Below are 12,312 nucleotides of genomic sequence, written 5' to 3' on the forward strand. Positions count from 1 at the left end.
GGAGAAGCAGTATGTTTGAACAAATCGTACGTTTCTCTATTGAGCGACGCTTTTTGATGATGAGTCTCGTCTTGCTGCTGGTTGCGGCCGGGTTATGGAGTTACCAGCGTTTACCCATAGATGCTGTACCTGATATTACCAATGTACAGGTGCAAATTAACACTGAGGCTGCGGGGTTCTCGCCGTTAGAAACCGAGCAAAGAATCACTTTTCCGGTCGAGTCTGCGCTATATGGCTTGCCACATCTTAGCTATACACGCTCTATTTCCCGCTATGGTTTATCGCAAGTCACGGTTGTCTTTGAAGATGGCACCGATATTTATTTTGCTCGTAATCTGATTAATGAGCGCCTTGGGACAATTAAAGCCCAACTACCTCAAGGGCTTGAACCGATAATGGGGCCGATTGCAACAGGCCTCAGTGAAATTTTCATGTACACATTGGAAGCCCTTCCGGGCGCTACGCAGGCTGATGGCTCACCGATGGACGCTATCGCCTTACGTGAAATCCAAGAGTGGATCATTAAGCCGCAGCTTGCACAGGTTTCTGGCATTGTTGAGGTGAATACCTTTGGCGGCTTTAACAAACAATACCATGTATTACCTGACCCCAGATTGTTGCTGCAATATGGTATTTCAATGGAGCAAGTGGCTGATGCCCTGCGAACCAACAACAGTAACCGCGGCGCAGGTTATATTGAAAAAAACGGCCAACAGCTTTTAGTTCGTTCACCAGGGCAATTGGCAACGATTACAGATATCGAACAGATTGTTGTCGGGCGTAATGGTTCCGAGCCTATTTTAATCCGCGATGTAGCTGAAGTGGCAATCGGCAAAGAGCTTCGCACCGGCGCTGCGACCCGTGACGGTAAAGAAAGCGTGCTTGGCATGGCGATGATGCTGATGGGGGAAAACTCCCGCACTGTTTCGCAGGCTGCTGCCGCTAAACTTGCAGCCATTAAGCCGTCACTGCCCGATGGTGTAACCGTTGATGTGGTTTATAACCGCACCACCTTAGTCGATAAAACCATTGATACCGTTAAAACCAACCTGTTAGAAGGCGCTTTACTGGTGGTCGTGGTGTTGTTTTTACTGCTGGGGAATTTTCGCGCCGCCTTGATTACCGCCGCAGTGATCCCTTTGTCTATGTTAGTGACGATTACGGGCATGGTGCAAACTGGTGTTTCAGCTAACTTGATGAGTTTAGGCGCGTTAGATTTTGGTTTAATCGTCGATGGTGCTGTGATCATCGTCGATAACTGTGTGCGGCGTTTATCCTTCGCGCAGCAGCATGGCGGTGGATTATTAGATTTACGCCAACGCTTACAATTAGTGTATGAGGCAACCACGGAAGTGATCCGCCCCAGTTTATTTGGCGTGGCTATTATCACTGTGGTGTACATCCCGATTTTTAGTTTGTCGGGTGTTGAGGGCAAAATGTTTCACCCTATGGCGATTACCGTCATCATGGCATTATTGGCGGCCATGGTACTTTCGATCACTTTAGTGCCCGCTGCCGTAGCGATTTTTTTGCGCGGTAAAATTAGTGAAAAAGAAAGTATCGTGATTAAAGGCGCTAAGTCTTTGTATCGTCCGTTATTAGAATGGGTGCTTGAGTGGCGTTGGATTGTGGTTTCTTTTACCGCGGTGTTGGTGGGCGTATCTATTTGGTTATTGACTCAAATGGGCTCAGAGTTTGTCCCCGAACTTGATGAGGGCGATATCACTTTACATGCCATGCGTATTCCAGGAACGGGAATAGATCAAGCCATTGAGATGCAATCACAGGTTGAGTTGCGTTTATTACAATTTCCTGAAGTGGCAAAAACCTTCGCTAAAATTGGCACACCCGATGTAGCAACAGATCCTATGCCACCCAATATTGCCGATAGTTTTGTGATTTTAAAGCCTCGCGATCAATGGCCTAACCCCAATAAACCTAAAAACGTGTTAGTTGAAGAACTCGAGGCCGCATTATTTGAATTGCCAGGTAATAACTACGAGTTTGCCCAGCCGATTCAAATGCGTTTTAACGAGTTGATTTCAGGGGTGCGCGCCGATTTAGGGATCAAAATATTTGGCGACTCGCTTGAGCAATTAGTCACTACCGCAAATGCCATCAGCGGAGTGATCAATAGCATTGATGGCGCTGCTGATACCAGTGTTGAGCAAGTGACGGGTCTGCCGATGTTATCGATCATTCCTAAACGCATGGCACTCTCGCGTTATGGGTTAAACGTACAAATGCTACAGGATTTAGTCGCCACCAGTATTGGCGGTGAGACCGTAGGGCAAGTGTATCAAGGCGATCGTCGTTTTGAGTTAGTGGTTCGTTTACCAGAAGCACTGCGCCTTGATATTGAAAACCTACAATATTTACCTGTGCCGCTGCCAAATGGCGGTTATGTGCCCTTAAATGAAGTCGCCACGTTAGAAAATAAACCTGCCCCAGCACAAATCAGCCGTGAAAACGGTAAACGTAGCATAGTCGTCACTGCCAACGTGCGAGACCGCGATCTCGGCAGCTTTGTTGCGGAGGTCAAGCAGCGTATTGCCAGCGACGTTAAGGTGCCAAGTGGCTATTGGTTAGATTACGGTGGCACCTTTGAGCAACTAGAATCGGCCAGTAATCGGCTCTCTATTGTTGTGCCAGTAACCTTAGCCATTATTTTTGGCTTATTAATGATGGTGTTTTCATCTTTTAAAGATTCGCTGGTCATTTTCACCGGTATTCCTTTAGCGTTAACCGGCGGCGTATTGTCGTTATGGCTACGTGACATGCCGTTGTCATTATCGGCGGGTATCGGCTTTATCGCGCTGTCTGGTGTTGCTGTACTTAACGGTTTGGTGATGGTGGAGTTTATTCGCCAGCGATGGTCTGAAACCGGTGATTTACGTAATGCGATTATTGATGGTGCGCTGCTACGCTTAAGGCCGGTATTAATGACGGCATTAGTCGCCAGCCTTGGGTTTATCCCAATGGCGCTCAATATCGGCACGGGAGCAGAAGTGCAGCGACCTTTAGCGACAGTGGTGATTGGCGGCATTATGTCGTCGACCTTACTGACATTACTGGTGTTGCCAGTGTTGTACCTTTGGATACATAGACGCGACGTTTCACCTCAGCAGCGAGAGCCAAGAACTTAATTATTGATATTTAGCTTCTGAATCATAAAGATAGCAATTATGCGCTGTATATGATCTTATCCAGTATTGGAGGAGATCATATATAGCGCTTACTCGCCTAAATCTACACGATTGAGGCATATTCCATAGTCATACTATTAACCTATATCAGTAATCAGTAATCAGTAATCAGTATATTTGTTAAAAGTTGTCAGTTAAAACTCAATCTATAAAAAATTGATCTATGAAATCGCTGTATTATCAAATGCATTCCAATACCGCTCGATTTAGCTATTTTTTGTATTGCTTCAACCCATAAAAACAACTACCTCTTAGTGATGACATGTTACGTCTCCCAAATGTGTCATGGATAATGAGTATGTTTCTGTGTCTTTTTATACTAAATATGTGGTTGTGTTCCGTTGAGTATTTGTTGCCATGCTTACCGAAAACTCATCACGCAATTTATGTTTTCCAGCATTGTTTGATAAGCTGCCGCCTGCATCACTAACATCATTTAATTGTACGCTTTTCACTTCAATCGGCGCCATTATGGTCAACGCTGTTAACTCTCAAAACTTTAACCGTTTTCTTATACACAGTTAAATCGCTTTTAATTTAACCGCTTGGCTATTAATTAGCCTTGTCTTATTAACACTAGATATTGATTAACGATGTTTAATTAACAACATCATCGCAGTCAATTTGACTGGCTGAAATTAATGTTTAATTAATCATCCAGATTAATTCTTATAAATCATTGCTTTAACTATTGGCATGACTATTGCTTTTTTAATAATGGAAATTAAAAATCAAGGAGTCGTTAATGGCTGAAAAATTTACAAAAAGTATGGCTCGTAATATTTATTACGGCGGCAGCTTTTTCTTTTTGTTATTGCTGTTGGGGTTGTCGGTAGATACTGTCCGTCAATTACCAAAGCGAGAGCATAGGGAAGCGCTGACAGAGCATGTCATTGCCGGTAAAGGTTTATGGGAAACCAACAACTGTATCGGATGCCACAGTTTGATGGGTGAGGGAGCGTATTATGCTCCAGAGCTTGCTAACGTGTTTGATCGCCGTGGTGCTGGTAACGAAGCTGCGTTTAAAAGTTACCTACGTGGATGGGTTAATGCTCAACCTCTCGCTATTCCTGAACGTCGTAAGATGCCGCAATTTAACTTAACCGATGCTGAAATCGATGACTTGGCAGATTTTTTAATCTGGACATCCAGGATCGACGATAACAATTGGCCACCGAATATCGAAGGTTAAGGAGAGGAGCGAATTATGAAGTATGAATCTCAACGAATTGCAAAACCGTATTTTGTTTTTGCAATGATGTTATTTGCCGGCCAAATTTTGTTTGGTTTATTAATGGGGTTGCAGTACATCAATGGTGATGTCGGTTTTCCTTATATTCCTTTTAACGCAGCACGAATGGTACACACCAATCTCCTGATTGTTTGGATGTTATTTGGATTCATGGGAGCAAGTTATTTCTTAGTCCCTGAAGAAGCTGAAACGGAGCTGTATAGTCCATTACTCGCTAAAATTACTTTTTGGGTTTTTGTGGTAGCGGGCGTAGCAACTATTTTAGGCTACTTACTCGTCCCTTATGCTGAACTGGCTCGGATCACTAAAAATGAACTATTTCCGACAATGGGCCGTGAGTTTTTAGAACAACCCACCATTACCAAAGTTGGTATTGTATTAGTCTGTTTGTCCTTTGTATTTAATATTGGTATGACCATATTGAGAGGCCGGAAGACGGTTATTAATATGGTGTTGATTACGGGGCTTATTGGCTTAGCCGTTTTCTATTTATTCTCTTTCTATAATCCTGACAGCTTAACATTAGATAAATATTTCTGGTGGTTTGTGGTGCATTTATGGGTTGAAGGCGTATGGGAGCTTATTTTAGGTGCTCTATTAGCTTTCGTACTCATTAAAGTCACAGGTGTCGATCGCGAGCACATTGAAAAATGGCTTTATGTGATTATTGCGATGGCGCTGATCTCTGGGCTTATTGGTATGGGGCACCATTATTTTTGGGTTGGCCCACCTAAGTACTGGTTATGGATGGGATCTTTCTTCTCCGCGTTAGAACCTGTGCCTTTCTTTATGATGGTGGTATTTGCCTTTAAAATGGTGAAAGAGCGCCGTAGAGAACACAATAATAAGATCGCCACCACATGGGCTAAAGGCACTGCGGTTATGGCTTTCTTAGGTGCGGGTGTATGGGGATTCTTGCATACGCTAGCCCCTGTTAACTACTACACACATGGCTCACAACTTACTGCTGCACACGGTCACTTAGCCTTCTTTGGCGCCTACGCGATGGTAGTTATGTGTATGATTTCATACTCTATGCCAGTAATGAACGGTCGCCCACAAGGCAACAGTGTGCAGGCACAAAAAGTCGAGCGAATTGGTTTTTGGTTAATGTGTATCGGCATGCTAGGTATTACCTTTGCGTTAACCGCAGCGGGAATTTGGCAAGTTGCATTACAACGCATCCCAGAAGCCGGTAAAGCATTAAGCTTTATGGCAACACAAGAGGTGCTTAAGCCTTTCTATATTGTGCGTCTTGGGTTTGGTTTACTCTTTACTGCGGGCGTTGCTGCTTATTTTGCAAGCTTTGTAGTTGCCAATAAAAATGGCAAACAATATCCTGATGCTAATGCGACGTTAGCTGAATAAAGGATTTGATAGTTAATGTGGCTGCGGCCTTTAGGTTACAGCCACATTTATCAATATTTAACGCTATTCATATCAATCAATATTGTTTATCAGACTCTTAATATTGATTTATTAGGTTACATTTATATCAATTTTAATAAATGTTACTTAATAATCGAATAGTAAAAATACTATTAAATCTGAGTGTACATTTTCGTTATTTATCGATAACGAATTAATTAAAAATATCAGCATTCGTCATTATATTATTGAGGTAGCAATGGAAGAAGTCGTCGGCAAAATATGGGATAAATGGTTAACATCCCAAGTGACCACCGACCATGTCGCTGCTAAGGTCCATTTCAGTGAATTACAAACTCAACTATTAATTTATTACCGTGCTATGGGCGGTGATGGAGCTAAAAGCCTTGAAATAGCCGAAAAGCGTGATCTCAATATCCGTCGCAGTACGATGCAGAAAATTGCCGGCAGTCATAAACAGTTTTATTTAAGTTGGCAAGACGAACGCAGTGTAAGACTCCCGCCATTTATTGCGCTATTTGCTGAAAAAGATCTTAATCAATCATTATATTTTTGGCTAACTGCTTTAGCTGCGCAGTTAGATAAACAGAGCCGCAGTGGCCTGTCTTATAAAGACATGACCGATTGGTTTAATGACAATCAACAAGCCACTCGCCACTTAATTACTCAATACGCTGGACTGAGGCGTATATACAGTCAGTTAGCTCATGAAGTGTTAGGGCTACGAAACCTTGAGCTTGAAACTTTACTTGCTAAAGAGGCGACTAAAACAAAAGCGACTGAGTTTTTTAACCGTGATTTTTTCAGTCAAAAGGATGGGTTAACGCTAGCAGAAAAAGCCATTGCAACAGTAATCAAAATCCCCGGAGCTATGGATAAATACCCCCATAGCCATAAAGATGTGTTGCCTGTGCCACTGTGGCTTTATCCACCGCTAATAACTCAAGGCGCAGGTGCGGATTTTGAGCCAGCGGATGAAAAAAATAAAACCCAACCCAAGCGTAAAACGGGTGAAGTGCAGGAAATTGATCAACGTAAAAAAGCACAATATGTTGATGATAATCGTAAAACCGATGGACTACTGATTTTTCAAGCTGAAGCTTTGATGACGTGGACTGAGCAAATCAATCTAGATCGTTGTCAAAGTGATGAGGATGACGATACCGATATTACCGAAATTGCAAAAGATCTCGATATTATTAGTTTATCGCGACACCGTAAGGCGAGTGCTGCCCGGATCCGTTTTGACTTAGATTTACCCGCAGCCGCCCAAGATGATTTACGTTTAGGCGAAGGTATTTTATTACCCGAATGGGACTATAAACAGCAACGCTTGGTTGATGACGCGTGCGTGCTGCAAACTATGATTAGTGATGAGGTTGAACCCATTGCGTTATCTAGCGAATATCAAAAGTTAAGCCAAGATATATTGGCGCTTTTTGCGCATTTAGGGTTAACGCCACACCGCAGAAAAGCTCAAAAAAGTGGTGATGAAATTGATCTCGACGCTTGGCTAGATGACTATGCTTTGCCTGTAAAAGATACCAGCAAACAAGCTTTTTATATTGATACCCAGCGACAGAATCGAGACGTGAATTGTTTGATTTTGGCTGATTTATCCCTATCCACAGAAGCCTATATTGATGATAAGCAACGGGTGATTGATGTTATCCGTGACAGCTTAATGGTTTTTAGCGAGGCGCTGACTCGCCTTGGTGATGAGTTTGCGTTATATGGTTTTTCATCAGTGCGTAGCCAACATGTGCGTTATCACATCCTTAAAAATTTCGATATGCCGCATAGTGATCATGTCCGAGGCCGTATTGCCCGTATCGAGCCTGGCTACTACACCCGTATGGGCGCCGCGATTCGGCAATCTAGCCAATTACTAGCAGAACGAGGCGGAGCCAATAAAATATTGTTAATTATTACAGACGGTAAACCTAACGATTTAGACAAATACGAAGGTCGTTATGGTATTGAAGATACTCGCCAAGCCATTGTTGAAGCTAAACTTTTAGGCTTAGTGCCTTATTGCGTCACTATTGATAAAAAAGGCCATGACTATCTCCCATATCTTTTTGGGCATCATGGATTTTCTATTGTGAGTAATGCCAGTGAGTTACCGCGAGTGCTACCTAAAATTTATCTACATCTTACTGCGATGCACTAATTCCCTTTGAGTTTATTTATCTATTTTGCGTGATAAGAGAGCCTGTTATGACCGAAGATACCAACAGTTGTTACTACCAAGTTCAAGATAACGAAGTCGAGATTTTTAATTTTGCCAAAGCACATAATTTACCGGTACTCATCAAGGGGCCTACCGGCTGCGGTAAAACCCGCTTTGTGGAATATATGGCACATAACCTTGGCCGTGAATTAGTGACCGTATCTTGCCATGATGATTTAACCGCAGCAGATTTACTTGGGCGTCATTTAGTCAGTTCTGATGGCACTTTTTGGCAAGATGGCCCGTTAACGCGGGCAGTACGCCACGGCGGAATTTGTTACTTAGACGAAATTATTGAAGCCCGAAAAGACACCACGGTAGTACTGCATTCGCTATCGGATCACCGCCGCGAACTTCATCTTGAGCGCACTGGAGAAGTCATTAAAGCCCATAAAGATTTTATGTTAGTGGTGTCCTATAACCCAGGTTATCAAAATATGATGAAAGGGCTTAAACCCAGCACTCGTCAGCGTTTTGTTGCTATGTCTTTTGATTATCCAAGCCCAGAAAACGAAGCAAACATTCTGGTGCATGAAGCCGGAATTAAGCTTGAACTTGCGAACACTTTAGTCAAATTAGGCGCTGATATTCGTCGCTTAAGTGATATTGATTTAAAGGCAGCGGTATCCACACGGTTATTGATTTATGCCGCAAAAATGATGTCCAGTGGATGCCATGCACAAATAGCCTGTTTGCATTGTATTATCGAGCCACTAACTGATGAGCCTGAGACAATTAAGGCTTTATCAAAGCTTGTTAATGCACATTTTTAAGTCGATAGCATGACTGACACTATGGCTAAATTTGAGTTAAGTGTTGAATCCGAGTGTTTGGCTAATCAACATGATGCTGAGGTTAGTCAAAACTCAATAGTGACGCACACAAGCCAACATAAGGCTCCTGGCTCGCTTGCGGTATGGGTATTTATTTACGCAGAGCTAACCGAGTTTGGCTTGTTTTTTGTGTTGTTTTTGGTTGCCAAAGCTTATTTTCCTGCGGATTTTAGCCAAGGGCCGCAAAAGCTCAGCACTCTTGCTGGCCTTAGTAATACCCTTATTTTACTCAGCAGTAGTTTATGTATTGTTAAAGCGATGGCGGCTATCAAAATAGGCAATATCAAGCGCACTATTCATTGGTTGCTTTTAACCATAGTCGCGGGTGGCTTGTATTGTGCGGTGAAATTTTGGGAGTATCACCGCAATGGCGCGCTCGGTATTAATCCGAGGGATGATTACTTTATTGCGGGTTACTATTACATTGGTTTCAATCATTTACTACATGTATTGATTGGTATGGCTACCATAAGTGTGGTGACGATATTTACCGCACTGGGTTTTTATGATGCAAATAATCACGAGGGGTTAGAAAGTGCGGCGACCTACTGGCATATGATTGATTTAGTCTGGATTGTCATCTTTCCGCTCTTATACGTTTTACATTGATAGCATAGTGATGATAGAAAAATGCCATGTAATCAACCTGCGTTTTGGATAAGCAGCGTAATTAACAGTATTCATTCAACACTGATTATCTTGAGTTCATTTGAGGCTAATTGTATGGCAAACCGCTTTATTAAGCGCCTTAATCTCCGACTAGCCTCGGTTTTTAAGGGTAACCATTGGCCTGTAATGGTGTGGTTGACCTTGGTGGTATTAACGCTTTTTAGTACTTTACTGGCAGAAGGGCCACAGCAAAAGGTGGAGGGTGAACACTTAGCGCATATCAACCAACTCAGTGTATTGCTGGTGGCAGGAATAGTGCTTAGCAAGGGGACTTTAGTTATCGATTATTTCATGGGACTTAAGCACACCCAAGGTTGGCCCGTGAGAATAATGAAAGGCTTTTTAGTGCTCATGCTTGGGCTGATTACACTGAGTTGTTTTTATTATTAACAAATAGATTGTTGGTAGTTTAGTCATTGGTAATATTTAGACCATTTAACAGTCTTTACTTATTTATATTTGAGTAAAGACTATATGTAAATTGAGTTAGTGTGTATTTACGTTACCGCCATGCATTTATGTTACCGCCGTGCATTATACGATTAGCCCTAGACGTTTCGCTTGACGATGTAAGTTTCCCCTATCAAGTTGTAGTTGCCGCGCGGCTTTAGCCCAGACTTGATCATTATCCTCAAGACTTTGGCGTATGACTTGGCGTTGAAAATCGGCTACCAAATCATTAAAGGAATGCGATGTATCCACACGTGGTGAGGGTTGCGCCTCGTTAGTGAATGATGCCGCATTTAATATTGTACTTGCAGCAGTTGATGACTCTTCATCAGGTGAGCTTATTAAGGGTAACGGAACATCGGTATTAGATGTTTGTGGCGATGGGCTGAATGTTACCATCGATGCCGCATTGAAAGTTGCTGTTGGGTTAAATCGCTCCCTTGCAAAACTTAAATGATGACGTTGAACAATGATAACTCCTTTACTTTCAGCGCTGGCTTTAAGCGCTGCACGCATCAATACATGCTGTAGTTCCCTGACATTTCCTGGCCATGAATAGGCAAGTAAAGTTTGCATTGCTTCTGCACTAAGGCGAATGCTTTTGGCATTGCTTAAGCCAATTTTGTGTTTAAAGTGAGTTAAAATATTACCGCAAAGTAGCGGAATGTCATCTGGACGTTCGCGAAGTGGCGGCACATGGAGTGGATAAACACAAAGTCTATAATACAAGTCTTCACGAAAACGTCCTTCATCAACCGCATTCAGTAAATTACGATTACTGGCAGCAATAATGCGCACATCTACATGGATATTTCGATCTAGCCCTAAGCGTTGGATTTCGCCTTCTTGGATAAATCGTAATAATTTAGCTTGTAATCCGAGGGATAATTCCCCAACTTCATCTAAAAATAGTGTGCCCTGATGGGCTAATTCAAACTTGCCCATTCTGTCTTTAGTGGCTCCGGTGAAGGCGCCTTTAATATGACCAAATAGCTCACTCTCTGCCAATGTTTCAGGCAATGCTGCACAGTTTAATTGTACAAAAATTTGCTGCTTACGTTTAGATTGCGCGTGCAGGCTGCGAGCGGCAACTTCTTTACCCACCCCCGTTTCACCACTGATTAGTACACATAGGTCTGAATTAGCGACAATTCGAATATCATCTTTAAGAGCCAGCATACAGGGCGTTTCACCAATAAAGTCTGACTTCTTTAATGGCTTTTGTTTAAAAGAGCTCTCTCTTTCATTAAGTCGATATTCTTCTTGGTGTGCTAGCTGGGTAAGTAAATTAACATTACGTATCGTGACAGCGGCAAGGGCGGCTAAGGTGGCAATACTAATATCACTAATGTTATCAAACGCGCCAACGTTGAGAGCATCTAAAGTGAGTACCCCAACTAGCGTGTCTTCTACATAAAGGCTGCAACCGATACATGCATGGACATCAAGCACTCTTTTGGGGTCAATCACTAAGAAACCATCATAGGGATCGGCAAGCTCTGAATCGGCATTAAAACGAATAGGGTGCCTTGAGCCCATAATAGTCTCAAGTCGAGGATGTTCATGGGGAGCAAAACCCATTCCGAGCACTTCTGGTAGTAACCCATCAACGGCGACAGGGACTAATTCATTACCTTGATATTCCAGTAGCGCTACAGCATCGCAGGGCATCACTTGATTGACAGCAGTCATAAAGCGTTGATAAAGGGCTTTTTTGGGTATGCTTTGGCTGAGATCTAAGGCGATATCCAGTAAAGTTTGCTCTAACATGACAGGCTCCAACGGGGAATATTGACAACAAATTAGGCAAAAGCCAAATTAACGTTGTCAATATATCAACATTGATGTTTTTGTCTTGTTAGTACCGAATAAACTGTGATGAGTTGCACAAATATATGTGTAGCGACTTAACGGCAAACTGAGTTTATCTTTCAAATCTCGAATATCAAACCTATGCTAGCCTTTTAAAGATAGAGGATTAAAGCAAGCACAAGCGGGATGATAATGGGATAACTTAAGGCGAATCGGCGCCATTGTTTCGGCGTATCTCGCATCTCCATAAACACATCAACAATCTTTATGCCCTTAATCATGGTCATTAAAACAATAATAATGATGCTGAACAATCGTACCGAAGGATTGATATCTGTTAATGAGAGTGGGCTGGCAAACTTAAAAATGACAGGGGAGTAACTGATTGCCGTCGTTAGGCAAGTTAATCCAATTAAGATAATGGCAGCTAAGTGTATCGACTTAATATTTTTGTGAAATAACGGCATA

The 12,312-nt window shown here is 42.5% G+C and carries 9 protein-coding genes; 7 read left to right on the forward strand and 2 right to left on the reverse strand.

Going from position 1 to position 12,312, the window contains the following annotated elements; genetic code table 11:
* Nucleotides 1–11 precede the first annotated feature (11 nt).
* The 7 genes from C9I43_RS05440 to C9I43_RS05470 all read left to right on the forward strand — a co-directional run bounded on the left by C9I43_RS05440 (nt 12) and on the right by C9I43_RS05470 (nt 9,972).
* Nucleotides 12–3,146, forward strand: coding sequence for an efflux RND transporter permease subunit (locus C9I43_RS05440; RefSeq protein ID WP_107882574.1), 3,135 nt, complete (start codon nt 12–14; stop codon nt 3,144–3,146).
* An 805-nt stretch (nt 3,147–3,951) separates the two neighbouring features.
* On the forward strand, nt 3,952–4,398 hold the full coding sequence (locus C9I43_RS05445; protein WP_076501789.1) for a c-type cytochrome: 447 nt from the start codon (nt 3,952–3,954) through the stop codon (nt 4,396–4,398).
* Nucleotides 4,399–4,413: 15 nt separating this feature from the next.
* Entirely contained in the window at nt 4,414–5,826 is a 1,413-nt protein-coding gene (locus C9I43_RS05450) for a cbb3-type cytochrome c oxidase subunit I (protein ID WP_107882576.1), read from the forward strand.
* Nucleotides 5,827–6,085: 259 nt separating this feature from the next.
* Nucleotides 6,086–8,020: a nitric oxide reductase activation protein NorD gene (locus tag C9I43_RS05455; protein ID WP_107882578.1), complete on the forward strand. Its 1,935-nt coding sequence runs from the start codon at nt 6,086–6,088 to the stop codon at nt 8,018–8,020.
* Nucleotides 8,021–8,067: 47 nt separating this feature from the next.
* A complete protein-coding gene (locus C9I43_RS05460; protein WP_107882580.1) occupies nt 8,068–8,853 on the forward strand; it encodes a CbbQ/NirQ/NorQ/GpvN family protein in 786 nt (261 codons plus the stop codon).
* A gap of 9 nt (nt 8,854–8,862) precedes the next feature.
* Complete coding sequence (locus C9I43_RS05465) at nt 8,863–9,522, forward strand: cytochrome c oxidase subunit 3 family protein (protein WP_107882582.1); 660 nt, start codon at nt 8,863–8,865, stop codon at nt 9,520–9,522.
* A 114-nt stretch (nt 9,523–9,636) separates the two neighbouring features.
* On the forward strand, nt 9,637–9,972 hold the full coding sequence (locus tag C9I43_RS05470; RefSeq protein ID WP_181317850.1) for a cytochrome C oxidase subunit IV family protein: 336 nt from the start codon (nt 9,637–9,639) through the stop codon (nt 9,970–9,972).
* A gap of 144 nt (nt 9,973–10,116) precedes the next feature.
* Here C9I43_RS05470 and norR read toward each other — a convergent pair whose 3' ends face one another.
* Nucleotides 10,117–11,802, reverse strand: a complete 1,686-nt coding sequence (gene norR, locus C9I43_RS05475) for a nitric oxide reductase transcriptional regulator NorR (RefSeq protein WP_107882586.1) — start codon at nt 11,800–11,802, stop codon at nt 10,117–10,119.
* 194 nt (nt 11,803–11,996) lie between these two features.
* Nucleotides 11,997–12,311: a cytochrome C oxidase subunit IV family protein gene (locus C9I43_RS05480; protein ID WP_076501804.1), complete on the reverse strand. Its 315-nt coding sequence runs from the start codon at nt 12,309–12,311 to the stop codon at nt 11,997–11,999.
* Nucleotide 12,312: the final 1 nt, after the last annotated feature.

The sequence above is a fragment of the Shewanella morhuae genome, from assembly GCF_003028295.1.
GTDB classification, from domain to species: domain Bacteria; phylum Pseudomonadota; class Gammaproteobacteria; order Enterobacterales; family Shewanellaceae; genus Shewanella; species Shewanella morhuae.